The sequence below is a fragment of the Pseudomonas sp. NFIX49 genome, assembly GCF_900115915.1.
GTDB lineage: Bacteria > Pseudomonadota > Gammaproteobacteria > Pseudomonadales > Pseudomonadaceae > Aquipseudomonas > Aquipseudomonas pharyngis.
In genome coordinates this window covers 63,900-82,900 of sequence record NZ_FOYE01000007.1, presented here as the reverse complement: position 1 = coordinate 82,900, position 19,001 = coordinate 63,900, and the positions used below count along the sequence as shown (strand labels likewise).

The following is a 19,001-nucleotide window of genomic DNA, read 5'->3' as shown; positions in this document are numbered from 1 at the left end:
CGTCTCTCCTACCCCGAACGAGGGGCGACCGAATGGAGCGTGGCGAACCCGTGGCCGCCCGTTTTGACGAGTAACCTGGGGTTCGCCCCGAGTAGTATTTCCGGGGGTAGTAAGGTAGAGCTAAGAAGACCCCAGCCCTTGCGTCAAGAAATTGGACGATGAGCGGTGTGGCTAATTTAGAGGTCGCAACCGTTTGTTTTTCTGCACATATCTAAGTTGTTGTTTGCACGGAAAAACACGCTTCGAGCCGCGAAACAGAGCGCTTGCTTAGCCTGCTATCGGCCTACCAACTGATGCGAATTCCCAGATTCCCTGCCAGGCCCCGCAGGTCGTTACTGTCAATATTGCTGCTATAGTCGGTGCTGGCGTAGACACTCACGGCGCGGTCGAGCGTCAGCACGATGCCGAGCCCGATATCCGCCGTCGACGATTTCTGTTCACTGTCGATGGTCGTGGTGTCGTCGAATGTCACCGAATCGGTGCCGGAAAAGGTGTGCCACAGATTGGCCCGCAGGTACGGCTCCACCGGCAGCCCATTGAGCTGATAACGGCCCTTGAGCCGTGCGCCGAGGCGACCGGTCCATGCACTGTCCGAATCGAACGATACCCGAGAGATGCCGTCGTCCTGGCTGTCGAGCGAGATTTTCTGGTGGATCACCTGCGCTTGCGGCTCTATCACCCAGGTGTCGTTCAAGGCGAACGGGTAACCGGTTTCGATGGAAAGCGTCAGGGCATGGCCTCGGTTGTCCAGTTTCAGCCCTCGGTCGGAACGGCTGTCGCCATCGAAACGCGTGCCCATCACCACCGTATCGATGTACCCGCCGTGCGGATCGGTGAGCGTCCAGTACAGGCCATAACTGTCGCCTTCCAGCTTGATCTTGCCCGCGCTGTTGTGTTCGAAGCCTCCGTTGAAGCCGTCCACAGCGCCCCTGATCCGGCTATGGCCGACGAACAGGCCGATGCGCTGGGTTTGGCCACCCGAGGTCTGCGAGCTGTACAGATCGTTGCCGACCTGAAACCCATTGAGTGAGCCGTCCAGCCGTGGCGTGACGGTGCCGGCCCAGGTCTGGTCGAGGTTCTTGCCGTAGACCCGGCCCCAACCGGCGCTGAAAGCCCCCGTTTCGCTTAACAGACGTTGCTCGCCCTGACGATCGTGGAAAGTCCCGAGTGCGCTGAGGGTCAATTGGGCAGCTGCGGGTGGGAGGACCGACCAGGTGGGAACTTCCGGACGATAGAGCGTGATCGGTGGCGCACCGGCCACAGCGACGGGAAGCACCGGCTGAACGGCCAAGGACAGATCCGCTCGCCCGTAGGCCGGAATGATCGCGGCCGCCACCGGCACAGGCACCACTGGCACCAGAAGCGGAGGCTGCGTCGGATCGGGATTGGGCACGCTCGCCACCTGAGGCGCCACGACAGCCGAGCGCAAATACCAGCTGTTTTCAGTGCCGGCGGTGACCCCGCCCTTGAACAGGTAGTAATCATAGGCACCCGCCGACACCGGGCCGTTGAGGACGAAGGCGGAATTGTTGCTCGCGGCAGTGCCCTGGGCCTGCACCAATTGGATGCCGTTTTCCAGCGTCAGCCCACCCGATCCGCCGAGGTTGCTCACGGTGATGGCCGATGTGCCGCTCAAACTGCCGTTGTTGACAACCAGTTTGTCACTGGGGGTGCCGTCGCCACCGACAAAGCTTTGCAACAACAACTGTCCGCCATTGCCGACGTAGTTGCCGTTGATCGTCAATGTGTCATCGGTGCGGCCGTTGTTGCGGGTCAAGTCGATCACGCCGGCGTTGTTAAAGGTCACCGCTTGCCCGGCCACGGCGGGTGATACCGCGCCCTGAGTCGAAAACACGCCGCTGCTGGCGTCGACGTTCAGCACGCCGGTGCCGCTGGCGCCATCGCCGAGCAGCAAGGTGCCCGAGCCAAGGTCCAGTTGCGAGGCGTTGGTCAGGTTCACGGTTTCCCAATTGCTGAAGCGCGCCGGCAATCCAGTGCGAGTGTTGTCGAAGGTCAGCACGTCGTTGCCTGCGCCGCCGTCAACGTTCGGTGTCAGCGCCAGCACGCCGTCATCCAGGTTACGCAGGGTCGCGCTGTCGTTGCCACCACCCATCAAGAGCGCCGAGCGGACAATGCCGCCGCCATCCCACAGCAATCTGTCGTCACCGGTACTGGCACGAATTTCACCGACGATCTCACCACCGGTGATCGTGATGGTGTCATTGCCTCCACTGACACTCAGGTTGCCGCCGATCAGCCCGCCGGAGATTCGAATCGTGTCATCGTCGAAACCCGTCACCAGATTGCTGATGATCCGGCCCCCCGATAACTCGAAGACATTTTCATCGAGCTTCATGTCGACGCGGCCGATCGTGCCCCCGCTCATTTGCGCAAAATCGCCGTCTTCAAAGGCCCCGATGATGGTGCCACCGGTCATCTTGAAACTGTCGAAGCCATCGCCCTGTGCCAGTGAGCCAACAGTGCCTGCGTACATGATGAAGGTGTCCACGCCGTTGTGCTGATGAACCTCACCCGTGATGACGCCATTGTCGATCTGCAACACATTGGCGCCGTCGCCCATATCCAGATCACCGGTGATTGTCCCGGACTGCATGAGCACGCGATCGGTCCCGGCGCCGAACGTGACGTTGCCGGGAATATTGCCGGTACCGCTGACGGGAAAGCTCAGACTGTTGTTGCCCGACAGATCGGACAGAGGCGCGCTGCCAGGACTGTCGCAGGTGTATTGATCGTCACCCGGTGTCGGGCTGAAGGCACACAGGGCGAGCGCCGACTCCGGGGAGTCCAGCAATAGCCAGATCGAAAATGCCAGCAAGCGATGGCGGACAGGTAAGGCGCTGGAAGTGTTCATGAGGTCTCCACACGTCGGCGTTCGGCGCAACGGTTTCAACCTAGCAAGGGATTCATGAGCTGCCTACTGTCAGAACTGACAGGGGTTGAGGGCGAATTGGCTGTTAAATGGCGTCTATGCCCTAGATGTGAACTTCCACTGCCAGCGGCAAATGATCCGAAAGATGCGTCCACGGTTTGTTGCCGAGGATCTGCGGGTCGTGGCTGCTGGCATTGCGCAGGTAGATCCGATCCAGTCGCAGCAACGGGAAACGCGCGGGATAAGTCTTGGCCGGGCGGCCGTGATGGCGTTCGAAGGCTTCGTGCAGGTAGTCTCGGCGGGCGAGGGCAACGTTACCCTGCAACTGCCAGTCATTGAAGTCGCCGGCGATGATCACTGGCGCGTCGTCGGGCAGGGATTCGAGCAACTGACAAAGCAGCTGCAACTGCAATTGCCGATGGCTTTCGAGCAGGCTCAGGTGTACGCAGATGGCATGCACTTCGGCATGCCCCGGCACATCCAGTACGCAATGCAACAACCCGCGCCGTTCAGGGCCGGTAATCGAGACGTCGAGGTTGCGGTATTCGCGGATCGGGTATTTCGACAACAGGGCATTGCCGTGATGACCATCGGGGTACACCGCATTACGGCCGTAGGCAAAGTCACTCCACATGCTGTCGGCGAGGAATTCGTACTGCGAGGTCTGCGGCCATTCGTGGTAGCGGCTGGAATGCCGCTCGTGTTCGCCCACCACTTCCTGCAGAAACACCAGATCGGCTGAGGTGCTGCGCACCGCTTCACGCAGTTCCGGAAGGATGAAACGTCGATTGAGCGCGGTGAAACCCTTGTGCGTGTTGACCGTCAGCACCCGCAAGCGATGGATGGAGGACGGGGTGGAAATCTGCGCGTCGACGACATGACGCTTGGGATCGCTGGACACGTTCACTCCTCTGAATCATGACTGCCTGTTCATGCGACTGATCCGGGCGCGGGCAGTTCACTTTGACTGGCTGCCCGCGCCCGATGGACAGTCAATCGACGAAGACGATCTCGTAGGGCAGGCGCATACGCTCCAGAATTGACTTGGGCAGCAGCGGCGCGATACCGATCGCCGGTTCGCCATTGAGCTGGCTGGCGTAGGCGTGGGTGGCGTGGCTCTTGCGCGCAACGGTCCAGGTGTCGAGGCGCAGCTTGCGTGCGCGATGCCACGGAATCTGTCCCTGATCGCGTTCCGGCCAGTGCCAGGCCCAGACCGGGACATCATGGTAGGTTGCGCCGGCCAGTTGTGCAGCCTTCGCACTGGCCCGACCGACCACTTCATGATCAGCGGTGCCATCTTCGCACCAGGTGCTGAAGACCACATCACCGGGGCGCAGGTAGCGGGCGATGAATTCGGTCAATTGAGATTCCTGATCGTGCAGGGCGTTGTCAGTGAAACCACCGCGCACCCATTTCAGGCTGTGCATCGGCAAACCGAGGCGGCGCAGGGCTTCGACGCTTTCCTGCGGACGGAACACGCTCAGGCGTTTTTCCGACCACTGGCGCGAGCCCGGATGACTGGCGCTGCCATCGGTGATCGACAGCAGTTGCAAGGGATGACCGAGGCTGGAAAGCAGTTGCAGCAAACCGCCGCAGGTCACCACTTCATCACCGGGGTGCGGGGCGATGACCACGGCACGGGCGCCGGGTGGCACCAAGGTGTGGGTATTGATGACGGGAATGTTGTCGAGCTGCGGGGCGCTGTTCCAGATCTGCGCCGGCAGGCCGTTTTCGCTGAGGGATAACGGTTTCATGAGTGATACGTCCTTGTTGTGTCACGCCCTCAGTCGTCCGCGCCGTGATGCTGCCAGGCGTGTACGACCCGTGAAGGCTGGTGGATAGCCCTGCAGCGCTCCGAACCCTGGATTGCTGCGCAGCAGAGTATTGCTCAAGACGGGCGGTTCGTCGCGTCACAGATCAATCTGATCCGCTTTTTTTTATTCAGTCTGTGCCAACTGTCGCAGATAGTCGCCAAAACCGCCGCGTGCGCGACTGTCCAGACGGGCGCTGGTAATGACCTGTGGCCGATGACTCCAGGCGATGCTGGCCCCTGAACGTTCGAGCTGACGCACCAGCTGCACGTCTTCATCGCAGGACAACGGCTCGAAGCCGCCGGCGCGGACGTAGGCTTGTGCGCTGACACCCAGATTGGCGCCATGGATGTGCCGGTGTCCTTCGCAGGCCTGGTAATGACCGTGATAGCGAATCTGCGCGGCTTCATCGAAGGTGTCATGCCAGCGCTCGACCGTCACCGTGCCGCACACGGCATCGGTGCCCAATCCCAGTTGTTCCACGAGCCAGTCTTCGGCGACGCGGCTGTCGGCGTCGGTGCAGGAAATCCAGCGAGCACCCCGATCAAGCAGCTGTTGCGCACCGATGGCCCGGGCCTGGCCGACATTGCGTGCCTCGATGCTCAGCGCCCGCACAGGGTACTGGCTGACGATCTGCGCCGAACGGTCGGTGCAACTGTCGAGCACTACCAGGATCTCCACCGGTTCACCTGCCAGCATCGGATGCCCGGCGGCGCGCAGGGCGGCCTGCAGGCATTCATCGACCCACTCTTCTTCGTTGTGTGCCGGGATCAGGATGCCAATCATCGCAACCCCTCCAGCGCGGCCACCGAACGCGGTTCGCGACTCCAGACTTCCAGCAGGAAATCTGCCTCCTGATGCAGGACCAGTCGTGGCATGTGCAGCTGTTCGTGAATCAGGTCATGGACCTGGCGAGCATTGAGCGGGCAGCCATCGATGGGCGGGCGCCAGTGACAGGCCAGCAATTGACCGTCTGCCGTCAACGAATCGCTGATGCGACGGATGACCTCTGTCAGATCCTGTCGATCAAGGTAGTAGCCGATTTCGCTGAATACGATCAGGTCGAATTTTTCCTCAGGCCAGTCAACAGGGAGGCGACCCTGCCGCACCTCGGCGTGGTCGAACAGGCTCAGCCGGGTACGCGCCAGATTGGCTGCGGCGGCGCTGGTGTCGCAGCACAACAGCCGATCGCAGCGCTCGGCCAGCGCGGCACTCAGTTCGCCGTTGGCACAACCGGGCTCGAAGATCGCCTTGTAATGCGGGCGGGGCAGGGCCGCCAGGGTGACAAGGCGTTTGCGCTGCTCGTACCAGCGCTGGCGAAATCCCCAGGGGTCGTTATTGCCGGCGAACAGGCCTTCGAAGTAGCGATCCTCGACACTCATAGAAAGACCACCTCGAACGGTTGCAGCAAACGGTCGATGACATAGGGCGCGAGCACCGGTGCCAGGCCTGCGTCGGGATCGCCTTCCAGCTGACTTGCGAACGCATGCACTGCGTGACGCTTGCGCGCGACCTGCGCCGGGTTCAGCAGAATCTTGCGCGCCCGCTCCCAGGGCACGATGGCGTCTTCCGGCGTCGCCCAGTGCCAGGTCCAGACCGGCAGCTCGTGGCAAATCGCACCCACGCGGTACGCTGCTTCGACGCTGGCGCGGCCGACGGCCTCATGGTCGCTGTGGCCGTCTTCGCGCCAGGTGGTGAAGATCACGTCGTCGGGTTGCAGGTAGCGGGTCAAGTAGTCACACAGCATCGACTCGCGCGCGGCGACCTGAGTGTCGGGGAATCCGCCGCGCAGCCATTGCACCTGATGCATGGGCAGGCCAAGGCGACGCAGGGCTTCGGCGGATTCCTGCGGGCGCACCACACTCAGGCGCTCCACCGGCCAGCGCTCCGAGCCAGGGTGACTGGCACTGCCATCGGTGACCGAAATCAGTTGCAGGGTGCGGCCCGCCGCTGCGAGCTGTTGCAACAGCCCGCCGCAACCGAGCACTTCATCATCCGGGTGCGGTGCGATCACCACGGCCCGGGATCCCGGCGGAACCAGGTCGAAAATGTCGATGCTCTCCACCGCTGCCAGGTGACGCGAGCCCTGCCACTCATGCAAGGAGGTTCCTTCACCGATGATCGGATTGCGCTTCATAGGGCCCAACCCTCGCGCTGTTGCTGCGCAGCCAGTTGGCCCAGTACTGCCAGATCCCGTTCGGCATGGCTCTGGCGCAGATACACCGGCAGGTCGGCCGCCAGGTGGGCAAAGTGTGGATCCTTGCAGAACGGCCCGGCACCGAGCGCCCGACCTGTCTCGCGAATGACCTGTTCGGCGGCATCTTCGACCACGGCGCGTACACGGCGGGCCAGCAACTCGGCGTTGGCGTGGGGATTGCTGTCGATGTCCAGCGCACTGACGCGCAGCGCTTGAGCTGCGGCGTGCAAGGCGCTGTCGACGGCACCGAGACTGGCCAGCGAATGAGGTTCTTCACGTCGGGCACATTGCTGGCGCAGCTGTTCACCGATTTCCCTCGCGGCGCCGTACCAGCACGCGGCGATCCCGATCCCGCCATGCCAGAAACCCGGACGTTGCAGGTAGTCGCCAGGATCGCCGATCGCCTGGGCCTCGACCTCATCGAACAGCACCTCGACGCTGCCGGTGGCGGCCATGCCGACCGCTTGCCAGCCTTGATCGGTGACGGTCACGCCCGGTTGGTCGAGGGCCACGGCTACCAATTGCTGACGATCGTCCTCATCCCACGCCGTCAGCAGGGCATGACTGAGCACCGCCGCCCCGGAGCACCAGGCCTTGCGTCCATTCAACCGCACCATTTGCCCGGAACGGCTGACCCGAACCCGCGCCTGCGGTGGTTCGGCTGCCCACATGCCCCACGTGCTGCCGGGCGTCGGCGAGCCACCGAGTTGTTCGATGATTGCCAATGCATCGGTATGGCCTTCGTAGAGTTTGCACAGCCCCAGATCGTGCCCACCGACCTCGGACAGCCGTTGCCAGCGCTCCAGCGTACGACCGCTGCCGGGTAACGGCAGGCGATCGAGGCCGGCCTCGACCAGTTGCCGCAGACACAGGCCGAGGGCGGCAGTGTCACGGTAGTCCGGCGCGTGCCGTGAGAGATAGACGGGCAAGTCCATGTCAGTCCTCTTCTTCGCGTTGCAGTTCAAACAGCAGCAGCGAGCGTCCGGTGACCGAGTACTCGTGACCGAACTCAAAACGCTCCTGGCCACGGATCGATGGCTGGTTGGTATCGATCATGCACGTCCAGAAACTGCCTTCAGGCACTTCCGGCAAGGTGAAGTTGACGATGTCGTGATGGGCGTTGACCACCAGCAGCAACGTGGCGTCGCCACCCTTGCGGCGGATCCCGGTTTCCTGGGCGCGACCGTCAAGCAACATGCCCATGCAGCGATTCTGCGCGTTATGCCAGTGTTCGGTGGTCATTTCCGTGGCGTCCGGCGCAAGCCAGGTCACGTCCTTGACGCCGATGTCCTCGTTGTATTCGCCGACCAGGAACCGCCCGCGTCGCAGGATCGGATACGCCAGGCGCAACTTGATCAGGCGTTTGACGAATTTCAGCAGCGCCTTGCCGTCCTCGCTCAGGTCCCAGTTGACCCAGCCGATCTCGCTGTCCTGGCAGTAGGCATTGTTGTTGCCATCCTGGGTACGAGCGAATTCGTCACCGGCCACCAGCATCGGCGTGCCTTGGGACAGCAGCAGGGTGGCGAAGAAATTGCGCATCTGCCGGTGGCGCAGTGCATTGATTTCCGGATCGTCGGTAGGGCCTTCGACGCCGTGGTTCCAGGACAGGTTGTTGTTGCTGCCGTCCTGATTGTTTTCGTCGTTGGCCTCGTTGTGCTTGTCGTTGTACGACACCAGATCGTTGAGGGTAAAACCGTCGTGAGCAGTGACAAAGTTGACCGACGAATAAGGCCGGCGACCGCGCTGGTTGAACATTTCCCCGGAGGCGGTCATGCGGCTGGCGAAGTCGGCGAGTTGGCCGTCGTCGCCTTTCCAGAAGGCACGCACGGTGTCGCGGAACTTGTCGTTCCACTCGACCCAGCCCGGCGGGAAATTGCCGACCTGATAACCGCCGGGGCCACAGTCCCAGGGCTCGGCGATCATTTTCACCTGACGCAGCACCGGATCCTGGCGGCAGGCCACGAGGAAACTGTGACGTTCATCAAAGCCGTCGTGATAGCGACCGAGGATGGTCGCCAGATCGAAACGGAAGCCGTCGACGTGCATTTCACTGGCCCAGTAGCGCAGCGAGTCGGTGACCATTTGCAGCACGCACGGATGGCTCAGATCCAGGGTGTTGCCGGTGCCGGAATCGTTGATGTAGAAGCGCTTGTCGTCCGGCATCAAACGGTAGTACGAGGCGTTGTCGATCCCGCGCATCGACAGGGTCGGGCCTTGCTCGTTGCCTTCGGCGGTGTGGTTGTAGACCACGTCGAGAATCACTTCGAGATTGGCGTCGTGCAGGTGCGCGACCATTTCCTTGAACTCGGCAATCTTGCCGCTGGCCAGATAGCGCGGATCCGGGGCGAAGAACGCGATGCTGTTGTAGCCCCAGTAATTGGTCATGCCCTTGTGCAGCAAGTGCTGGTCATTGACGAAGGCATGGATCGGCAACAGTTCGACGGTCGACACCCCGAGTTTGCGGATGTGCTCCAGCACATCGTCGACCATCAACCCGGCAAACGTGCCGCGCACATTCTCCGGCACCGAAGGGTGGCGCATGCTGATGCCGCGCACGTGGGTCTCGTAAATGATGGTCTTGTCCCACGGCACGCTGACGCGCTGGTCGTGGCCCCAGGTGTGGGCCGGGTCGATGACCTTGCACTTGGGGACGAAGGGCGCGCTGTCGCGTTCGTCGAAACTGAGGTCGGCGTCCGGGTGGCCGATGGTGTAGCCGAACAGCGCTTCGGACCATTTCAACTCGCCCACCAATTGCTTGGCATAGGGGTCGATCAGCAACTTGTTGTGGTTGAAGCGGTGGCCGTTGGCCGGGTCATAGGGTCCGTAGACCCGGTAGCCGTAAATCAGTCCCGGATGCGCATCGGGCAGATAGCCGTGGTAGATCTCGTCGGTGTATTCCGGCAGCTCGATGCGTTCGAGCTCAACTTCGCCGGCATCGTCGAAAATGCACAGCTCGACCCGGGTGGCGTTGGCGGAAAACAGCGCAAAATTCACCCCCAGACCATCCCAGGTCGCGCCGAGCGGGAAGGGCAGGCCTTCACGGATGCGCGAGGGTTCGGCGTGCGCGGCGGGCTCGGCTTTCTTTGGACGGGTCATAGGTGCTCCTGCAAAAAATCGGGGGGTAGGTGTTTTTCGAGGACGAGTAAGCCCTCGGTGGCGAGCGAACTCGCCACACGGTTATTCAAATCAATGATAGGGGGGCGTCAGACCGCAGGCGGCTTGCGCGGCGTGCGGGGCTTTTTCTCGGTGGCTTTTTCGCCCGGGGGAATCACTTTCGCGGCACTGGCAGGCTTGGCCTTGGCCGTCGTGGCCTTGGGTTTGGAAGCGGGTGCCTTGCCATCGACTGCTTTGCTGGTGGCGGTCTTGCCGGCGGTTTTACTGCCGGCAGCCTTGGGCGATTTTTTCGGTGCCAGCGCCTCGGCTTCGGCGAGCTTGCGCGCCATCTCCCAGTGGCGGGCTTCCTGGCCCTCGGGTTTTCCTTCGGATTCCCAGATCTGATAGGCGAATTCGCGGATGCGTTTATCGTCGGTACTCATCGCAATGCTCCTGAACTGAACTCATGCTGCTAGACGTGTTGGATAAGCAGATTGACCGGGAAATCCCCCAGCGCGGCGCTGACCTGCAGCTCCCTGTTTTTTGTGACTGCGGTGCTCGAAAAAAGTCCCTTCGGATTTTCGTCAGAGGCGTCGAACGGTAAAACCACCCTTGTATCGCCCCAGCGCAGCGCGTCAACCATCGGCACAGCACTGTTTTCCAGCAATGTTGCGCAACGGATCGGCACGATCACAATGATCCGTCGCTCCCCATGCTCGCGGGCAAACGCGAGCACGTTGTGCGCCTGGCTGCCCAGCACCTCGAGGGCCTGGTACGAACCCTGGCGAAACAACTCGGTGTGGTCGGCGCGCAGGCGCAGCACCTCGGCGATCAAAGCTTGCTTGATTCGCCCGTCGCGCCAGTTCGCCAACAGTTCCTGGACCGGCCCCGATGCCTCCAGCGCCTGTTGCCTGGCGACGTAGTCCACTGGCCGGCGGTTGTCCGGGTCGACCATGCTGAAGTCCCAGAACTCGTTGCCTTGATACAGATCCGGTACTCCCGGCACGGTCATGCGCAGCAAGGTTTGCGCCAGACCGTTGAGGGCGCCGGCAGCAGCGATGCTGCTGACGGTCTTGGCCAGCGCCCCGCGCAGCAGTTCGCCTTCAGGAGCCAGCAGCAGTTGTTCGGTGAACGCCTGGGCTGCGTTTTCGTAGGCTTCGTTCGGCGCGCTCCAGCTGCTTTGCAGCTTGGCTTCGCGCAGGGCTTTCTGCTGCCACTGCCAGACACGTTTGGCGTAATCGGCGAAGCCCGCCTGATCGTCGTCACGCAACTCCAGCGGCCAACTGCCGAGCAGCGCCTGATAAAGGATCAGTTCGTCCGCAGACGACGGCAGCTGATCGTCATTGCGCAGCGGTCGGGCGAGGGCGCGCCACAGCTCGATCTGTTCGGCGTACCAATGGCTGCGCTCGCTGAGCACGGCCAGCCGCGCGCGGGTGTCTTCCCCGCGTTTGTGGTCGTGGGTGGCGGTGGCCAACAGATTGTCGGGAAAGCTCTCCAGACGTTGCAGGTTCACCGCGTGAAAGTCGCTGACCGGCGCACTGAACTGCTCGGTGTTGTAGCCGACGTCATTGCGCGACAGCAGCACCGCCGAACGATACAGCGCGGTGTCTTCCACCGCTTTGGCGGCGGCCGGCGAAGTGAGCTGTTGAAAGCGCACGCAGGCATGGCGCAGGATTTTGCGCGAGCGCCCACGGGGTTTGCGCCGCCATGGCTGACCACCGAGCCAACCGGCTACGGAGTCCAGCACTGGCCAATCGGCTTCGCTCAATGTCTGCCGTGCACCGTCCATGGCCTGCTGGAAAAACACCTCGTCCCGGGCCGAGCGGCCCATCGGGGTAATGTAGGTGCGATAGACCGGGAAGTGCACGATCAGCGCCTGTAGCACCCGCCGGATCGAGCCGAGCGTGAGGTCGCGGGTCATCAGGTCGTCGCGTGCCACTTGCAGCAGGGCCTGGGCGACGCTTTCGCAATCGCTGGCCAGCGAGCCGTTGAGGATCTGCTGGCGCGCCAGTTGGGCTTCTTCGATGAACGCGGCGGGGCGCTCGGTACGGCGTTGCCACAAGTCACCGAGCACATGTTCGCCGTCCGGGTCGTGTTGCAGCAGCGACAGCTGGTTCATGAACTCGTAACCGGTGCTGCCATCCACGGCCCAGTCGGTGGGCAGGGTCTCGCCGTCGCCGAGAATCTTCTCGACGTAGATCGGCAAGTGCCGGCCCGGTGCCAGATGGTCGAGGCGGCGGCGCAGTTTGCGGCAGTAACCGCGCGGGTCGGCGAGACCGTCGATGTGGTCGATGCGCAGGCCGTCGATCAGGCCCTCGCCGATCAACTGAAAAATCTTGCCGTGGGTGGCCTCGAACACTGCCGGACGCTCGACCCGCAAACCGCCGAGTTCGTTGATGTCGAAGAAGCGCCGCCAGTTGATGTCATCCGCCGCCGTGCGCCAGCTCGCCAGACGATAACTTTGCCGCTCCAGCAATTGGTGCAGGCGCTGAAAACCGTCTTCGGTCTTCGAATCGTAGTGCGTCAGGTTGCGCTCAATGGCCTGCCGAATCTGCGGGTCGCTGGCGAGTTGCTGAAGTTCTTCCTTGAGCGGAATCGCCAGCGCGCGAGCGTCGGTCTGATAACTGAGCGCGCTGAAACGTTCAGCGAGGGCCCTGAGGGCTTCGTTCGGTGTGTCAGCGGACCTGAGCAGTTCGCCGTAGTCGCCGGGGCAGATCGGGAAGTGATGCTCGTAATGCTTGACGTGAAAGGTGCCGCTCTCGGCGTTGAACACCAGCGGCAGAGTCGCGTCCTGCAACGCGACGCCATAGTCACTGCCGAGAAACGGCAACAGCAACTGGCCTTCCATCAATGGGTCGGGCGAGTGCCACTGAATGTCGAAGAACTCGCCGTAGGGGCTGAGCCGTCCCCATTCGAGCAGGTCTAGCCACCACGGGTTGTCCCCGCCACCGACTGCCATGTGATTGGAGACGATGTCGAGGATCAGCCCCATGCCGTGCTCGCGCAGGCTGGCGACCAGACGACGCAACGCTGGCTCGCCGCCAAGTTCCGGATTGACCCGGGTCGGGTCGACCACGTCGTAGCCATGCATCGAGCCGGCGCGCGCGGCCAGCAGCGGCGAGGCATAAATGTGGCTGATGCCGAGTCGGGCGAAATACGGCACCAGCGGTACCGCCTGATCGAGGGTAAAACCGCGATGAAATTGCAGGCGGACCGTGGCGCGCAGGGTCGGGATAGGCAATGCACTCATTGGTCACGCTCGGCTGCCTGAAGGCGGGCACACGCCAATAGTTCCAGGCGTCTTGCGGCGTCGACACCGTCGAGCAGCGTCTCACTGGTGGCCGGCAAGCGGCGTGACCAGTTCGGGTGGGTGTCGATGGTGCCGGGCAGGTTGGCCTGTTCGTCGAGACCCAGCGCATCTTCCAGCGGCAGCAATACCAGCGGAGCGCGGGTGTGGCCGAGGAAACGCACAGCGGCGTCGACCACCTGATCGGCCTCGTGGGATTCCTCGCGAAAGTTCTGCGGGTCCTGGCTCAAGGCACTGCGCAGGCCTTCACGCTCGCGTTCGCGGTAACGGCGCCAGTCGATTTCGCCGTTGGCATCGACCAGCCCGAGCCGCGCGTTCCAGTCGATGTCGCGGCCATGCCACCAGCCGTTGAGCGTCGGCAGATCGTGGGTGCTGGTGGTGGCGAGGGCGTTGTCCGGCCAGTCGAGGATCGGTTTGAAATGGGTGTTGTCCTGTTCGAACAGCAGCACGCGCATGCCGAGCATGGCGCGGGCGATCAGTTTTTCCCGCAGGCCATCAGGCACGGTGCCGAGGTCTTCACCGAGCACGATCGCTTGATGACGATGGGATTCGAGGGTCAGCAGACGCAGCAAGTCGTCCACCGGGTAATACAGGTACGCACCGTCTGCCGGGGCGGAACCGTTGGGGATGACCCATAACCGTTGCAGGCCCATGACATGGTCGATGCGCAGGCCGCCGGCGTGGGCGAAGTTGGCGCGCAGCATCTCGATAAACGCGCGAAAACCGTTGCGCACCAGGCCTTCCGGGGAAAACGCGGAAATACCCCAGCCCTGTCCGGAGCGATTGAGGATGTCCGGTGGCGCGCCGACGGTCAGCGAGGCAAGCAGTTCGTCCTGAAAACTCCAGGCCTGGCTGCCGGCGCCGTCGGCACCCACCGCCAGGTCGGCGATCAGGCCGATGCCCATGCCGGCGCTGCGGGCGGCGGTCTGGGCGCGCTCCAGGCAGCGGTGGATCAACCATTGGCAGAACGCGAAGTAGCTGATGCGCTCGGCGTATTCCTCGGCAAATGCGCCGAGCGCTGCGCCGCGCGGGTCGTGCCAGTGTTCCGGCCATTCGCGCCAGTCGAGGCTCTCGCCACGGGCGGCGCGCATTTCCTGGATGGCTTCGAAGCGGCAGTGGTTTTCCAGCGCTTCACCGCCGGCATCGCGGAAACTGGAGAAGTCGGCATGCAGCGGGTGTTCGCCGTTGATGAAACCGTCGTACAAGGCTTGCAGAAGTTTCAATTTGGCTTCGGCCGCTTTCGGCCAGTCGACCAGTTTCAGGTCTTCCAGTTGCTTGAACTGGTCGGTCAGGCCGGCGGCGTCAATCGCATCACGCAGCGCGCGCTCGCCGAGGATGGCCCCCGGTGCGGCGTACAGCGGATTGAGAAACAGCCGACTGGACGGCGAGTAAGGGCTGTAGCGCCCGGTGTCGGCGCTGAACATCGCATGCAATGGGCTGATCGCCAGTGCATCGGCACCCCGTTCGCCGGCCACCCGGGCCAGTTCTTCCAGGGCCTGGGTATCGCCGAAACCGCCATCGCCAGGGCGACGCAAACCATAAAGCTGCACGCTCAGGCCCCAAGCGCGCGGGATCGGACTGTCCACCGCGTCGCCCACGCTGAAGCAGCGTTCCGGCGCCACGGCCAGGGTGAATTGCTGATCGGCGATGTGCACTTGCTGATAGCCGACCGGAATCTCTCCGGGCAGTATCGACTCCGCATCAAGCCGCAGGCTCAAGCGCGAGCCATCCTCAAGGTGAATCTCACAAGGGGTTTCTGGTTCGAAATAGCGGGCCAGATCCACGCCCACGCCGACATCGGCAGTGAGCAATGGCGGCAGTTGGCGATTTTCCTGTACCTGTTGCAGTTCAAGCAGGCTGGCGTCGATTTCCTGGGCAGTGCCGGCCGGGTGGCCGAGACCGATCAGCACATTGCGAAGCACGGCCGGGGCGACTTTTTGCGGACGACCGTTGGCGTCGATCCAGTCGACGGCAAGGCCGGCTCGGCTGGCGAGAATTTCCAGTTGCGCATCGCTCATAGGCGCTCTCCATCCAGGGGGGGCAAAGGGGTTGCGGCCGTGAGGCTGACGAGCGCGCAATACGGGGGCAGAAGGCCCTTATCCGACATCTCGGCAGCGGGAGGCTGTTGAAACAGCCACACCGCGCCGGTCCGTGGAGGGTTGACCACCGCCGTCCCGCTGAGGTTCAGGTCGATTCGCAACTCACTGCCATCGCCCAGTCGCCAGCGTGCGCTGACCGCACCACGGCCCAACATCTGCGCGCCAAGGGCCTGGGTGCCGGACAGGTTCGGGATGATGTAGCGGTGACGCAATTGCAGCAGGTGACGATAGAGCTCATTCGTTGCCTGCTGGCGCGGTGTGCCATTACCGGACCGCGTTGGCCGCGAGGCGTGGAAGGTCGATTCGGCGTTGGGGTCGGGTATCCGTTCGCGCTTATGCGGGTCGGTGAACGCACTGAATGCAGCGAACTCGTTGCGACGGCCTTCTCGTACCTGTTTCGCCAGTTCGCCGTGGTGGCTGGTGAAGAACAGAAACGGTTGCTCGGCGGCATATTCATCGCCCATGAACATCAGCGGAATCATCGGCGACAGCAACAGCAGCACCGTCGCCGCCTCAAGCGCGCGCGGATCGGCCAACTGATGCAGGCGCTCGCCGAAGGCACGGTTGCCGATCTGGTCATGGTTTTGCAGGAACAGTACGAAGGCAGTGGACGGCAGATGCTCGCTGGGCTCGCCCCGTGGTTCGCCGTGGCGGGTGATATGCCCCTGAAACACGAAGCCCTGGCTCAGGCAGCGGGCCAGTTGTTCGGTCGGTTGCAGAGCGTAGTCGGCGTAGTAGGCATCGGTTTCGCCCGTCAATAACACATGCAAAGCGTTATGGCCGTCGTCATTCCATTGGGCGTCGTAATTTTCTTCCAGCAGGCTCGATTGGTTGAGTTCGTTCTCGACGGTCAACCATACATGACGGGCGGGGTCGACCTGCTGGCGGATACGCTGCGCCAGTTCGGGCAGGAAGTCCTGACTTTCTATTGCATGGACGGCATCCAGGCGCAAACCGTCGAAACGGTATTCCAGCAGCCACATCAGTGCATTTTCGATGAAGAAGTCCCGCACTTCGCGACGGCGAAAGTCGATGGCCGCGCCCCACGGGGTGTGTTTGTCTTCGCGGAAAAAGCCCTTGGCGTAGCGGTGCAGGTAGTTGCCGTCCGGGCCGAAATGGTTGTAGACCACGTCGAGAATCACCGCCAGACCGTGGCCATGGGCGCTGTCGATCAGATGCTTGAGTTGTTCCGGAGTGCCATAGGAGGCTTGTGGCGCAAAATGCAGTACGCCGTCATACCCCCAGTTGCGATAGCCGGGGAATTGTGCGATCGGCATCAGTTCGATAGCGGTGATGCCCAGGGCGGCCAGTCGGGCCAGATCCTTTTCGACCTCATCGAATCCGCCTAGCGCACCCACATGCAACTCGTAGATCACCGCTTCATTCCACGGCCGACCTCGCCACGTTACGTGTTGCCATGGATAGGCGTGGGGATCGACCACCACGCTGTGACGGTCGATATCACCGTCCTGCGCCCTGGAGGCCGGGTCGGGCACCTCCAGTTCGCCGTCGATGTTGAAACGGTAGCGGCTGCCGGCAGGGCAGCGGGTCTTGATGACAAACCAGCCATCGCCCTGGGGCAGCATGGGCAGCGACTGGCCGTTGCCCAGCTCGACGCTGACGTAAAACGCATCCGGCGCCCACAGCGCAAATTGTGTGTGGTCGGCATCCAGCATGATCGCGCCGTGGGGCCAGCTTTCAGGTGTCCGTGACGGCATTGTTGTAAAGCTCCCTGGTTATTTGTGGTGCGTTTTTCCCAGCGACTTGGCCACCAGTTGTTCGTAGAGTTCGGCGTAGGGTTCGACCGCCTTGCACCAGTTGAATGGCGCGGCCATTGCCCGGCAGCGCATGGCGTTGAGCAGTTCGGGAAAGGCAAATACCTTGAACGCGCGGCTCAGGGCTTCGCGGTAGCTGTCCGCGGTCGATTCGTTGAACAGGAAACCGGTGACACCGTTTTCGATGGTGTCGGCCAGCCCGCCAGTGTTGCGCGCCACTGGCAGCGAGCCGAAACGCTGGGCGTACATCTGACTCAGACCGCACGGCTCATAACGCGACGGCATCAGCAGAAAATCGCTGCCGGCGAACATCCGCCGGGCGTCGGTTTCGTTGAAGCCGATGCGCACGCCGATCTGGCCGGGGAAGCGCAGCGCCAGTTCGCGCATGGCTTGTTCTTCTTCCGGCTCGCCACGGCCGATGATTGCGATCTGGCCACCGTTCTGCACGATGTATTCCGACACCGCCTCGGTCAGGTCGAGGCCTTTTTGATAGACCAGGCGCGAGACCACGGCAAACAGCGGACCTTCCGATTGTTCCAGGCCGAACAGTTCGCGAACGTGGGCGGCGTTGACCGCTTTGCCTTCCCAGTCGCCGATGGCGAACGGTGCGAACAGGTGCGGGTCGGTGGCGGCGTCCCAGCTTTCATCGATGCCGTTGGGGATGCCGCTGAGCAAACCTTGCTGGGTCTTGGCGGCGAGAAAACCGTCGAGACCGCAGCCGAAATCCGGTGTGGTGATTTCCTGCGCGTAAGTAGCGCTGACCGTGGTGATATGGCTCGAATAGGCCATGCCGGCCTTGAGGAACGACATCTTGCCGTAGAACTCCATGCCTTCCTGTTGCAGGGCATGGGCCGGAATCCCGAGTTCCGGGCACGAACCCAGGCTGGTCACGCCTTGATAGGCCAGGTTGTGAATGGTGAACAGGGTCGGCGTGCGTTGCCCGCGCCAGTGCATATAGGCAGGCGCGAGACCGGCCGGCCAGTCGTGGGCGTGCACCAGATCCGGGCACCAGTGGATTTGCGCGAGGTTGGCGGCGATATCGGCAGCCGCCAGGCCCAGACGGGCGAAACGGATGTGGTTGTCCGGCCAGTCGCGGCCGTTGTTGGCGCCGTACGGGCCACCGTCACGGGCGTAGAGTTCAGGGCAGATCAAGACATAAATGACCAGACCGTCGGGCATGTCCATGCGCCCGATCTTGCAAGGTGGCAGCGCGGCGTGGCCACCCAGTTCACCGATGATGTGAATCGGATTCTCGCTGTTCATCACTTGCGGGTAACCCGGGATCAACACCCGCACGTCATGCAGATGTGCCATCGCGCGGGGCAGGGCGGCAGAAACGTCTCCCAGACCGCCGGTTTTCACCAGATCGGCGATTTCCGAGGTCACGAACAACACTTTTTTCTTGTTGGGGTTCTGACTGGCTATCGGCGTCAGTGTCTTGGTGATCGGGACGCTGATCGATCGGCTGCCGGGAACGCTTAAAGTGCTCGATTCACCCATCGGCTGATGAGCCCGTTCTCCCTGAATTTCCAATGCCGCACTGATCATATGAATCTCCCGTCTTTTTGATCTGATTCTTGTCTTGAACATGCGATGTCCATGGCCAGGTCCTGTGGCCGGGCGCAAACACGCCACGCATGAGTGAGCAAAACGCTACCCGACACGTGCAAGCAGAATGGGTGAGGGGGCCATTGCAAGACTTGAACCAGTCGCTTTGGCCCTGCCTATCAGATGACCCGCCGCGATCTGCAAAAGTTTCGACGAATTTTTGACTTTGTGACTGGCCGGTTTTACCCCGCGAAAACCAGTCTAGGCCAGATCCTAGAGCG

At 62.5% G+C, this 19,001-nt stretch carries 13 protein-coding genes; all 13 read right to left on the bottom strand.

Annotated features, from left to right (window positions below):
- Positions 1–283: 283 nt before the first annotated feature.
- The 13 genes from BMZ46_RS20515 to glgA all read right to left on the bottom strand — a co-directional run bounded on the left by BMZ46_RS20515 (position 284) and on the right by glgA (position 18,720).
- On the bottom strand, positions 284–2,872 hold the full coding sequence (locus BMZ46_RS20515) for an autotransporter family protein (RefSeq protein WP_074690915.1): 2,589 nt from the start codon (positions 2,870–2,872) through the stop codon (positions 284–286).
- A 121-nt stretch (positions 2,873–2,993) separates the two neighbouring features.
- Positions 2,994–3,791 carry an endonuclease/exonuclease/phosphatase family protein gene (locus BMZ46_RS20510; RefSeq protein ID WP_074690971.1) on the bottom strand — a complete coding sequence of 266 codons (798 nt, stop codon included), beginning with the start codon at positions 3,789–3,791 and terminating at the stop codon, positions 2,994–2,996.
- A gap of 91 nt (positions 3,792–3,882) precedes the next feature.
- On the bottom strand, positions 3,883–4,644 hold the full coding sequence (locus BMZ46_RS20505) for a PIG-L deacetylase family protein (RefSeq protein ID WP_039768126.1): 762 nt from the start codon (positions 4,642–4,644) through the stop codon (positions 3,883–3,885).
- Positions 4,645–4,827: 183 nt separating this feature from the next.
- A complete protein-coding gene (locus tag BMZ46_RS20500; protein WP_074690916.1) occupies positions 4,828–5,487 on the bottom strand; it encodes a glycosyltransferase family 2 protein in 660 nt (219 codons plus the stop codon).
- Positions 5,484–6,083, bottom strand: coding sequence for an SAM-dependent methyltransferase (locus BMZ46_RS20495; RefSeq protein ID WP_074690917.1), 600 nt, complete (start codon positions 6,081–6,083; stop codon positions 5,484–5,486). The genes BMZ46_RS20500 and BMZ46_RS20495 overlap by 4 nt, the downstream gene beginning before the upstream one ends.
- Positions 6,080–6,838, bottom strand: coding sequence for a PIG-L deacetylase family protein (locus tag BMZ46_RS20490; protein ID WP_074690918.1), 759 nt, complete (start codon positions 6,836–6,838; stop codon positions 6,080–6,082). Before BMZ46_RS20490 ends, BMZ46_RS20495 begins: the two co-directional genes overlap by 4 nt.
- The gene (locus BMZ46_RS20485) at positions 6,835–7,833 is read right to left on the bottom strand and encodes an acyl-CoA dehydrogenase family protein (RefSeq protein WP_074690919.1); all 999 of its coding nucleotides are present in this window, start codon (positions 7,831–7,833) and stop codon (positions 6,835–6,837) included. Before BMZ46_RS20485 ends, BMZ46_RS20490 begins: the two co-directional genes overlap by 4 nt.
- Position 7,834: 1 nt before the next feature.
- Positions 7,835–9,994, bottom strand: coding sequence for a glycogen debranching protein GlgX (gene glgX, locus BMZ46_RS20480; protein ID WP_074690920.1), 2,160 nt, complete (start codon positions 9,992–9,994; stop codon positions 7,835–7,837).
- 107 nt (positions 9,995–10,101) lie between these two features.
- On the bottom strand, positions 10,102–10,434 hold the full coding sequence (locus BMZ46_RS20475) for a DUF2934 domain-containing protein (RefSeq protein WP_074690921.1): 333 nt from the start codon (positions 10,432–10,434) through the stop codon (positions 10,102–10,104).
- A 29-nt stretch (positions 10,435–10,463) separates the two neighbouring features.
- Positions 10,464–13,241: a malto-oligosyltrehalose synthase gene (locus tag BMZ46_RS20470; protein WP_074690922.1), complete on the bottom strand. Its 2,778-nt coding sequence runs from the start codon at positions 13,239–13,241 to the stop codon at positions 10,464–10,466.
- Positions 13,238–15,316 carry a 4-alpha-glucanotransferase gene (gene malQ, locus BMZ46_RS20465; protein WP_074690923.1) on the bottom strand — a complete coding sequence of 693 codons (2,079 nt, stop codon included), beginning with the start codon at positions 15,314–15,316 and terminating at the stop codon, positions 13,238–13,240. Before malQ ends, BMZ46_RS20470 begins: the two co-directional genes overlap by 4 nt.
- Positions 15,313–17,115, bottom strand: a complete 1,803-nt coding sequence (treZ, locus tag BMZ46_RS20460; RefSeq protein ID WP_074690924.1) for a malto-oligosyltrehalose trehalohydrolase — start codon at positions 17,113–17,115, stop codon at positions 15,313–15,315. Before treZ ends, malQ begins: the two co-directional genes overlap by 4 nt.
- 18 nt (positions 17,116–17,133) lie before the next feature.
- Positions 17,134–18,720 carry a glycogen synthase GlgA gene (gene glgA / locus BMZ46_RS20455; protein ID WP_039768136.1) on the bottom strand — a complete coding sequence of 529 codons (1,587 nt, stop codon included), beginning with the start codon at positions 18,718–18,720 and terminating at the stop codon, positions 17,134–17,136.
- Positions 18,721–19,001: the final 281 nt, after the last annotated feature.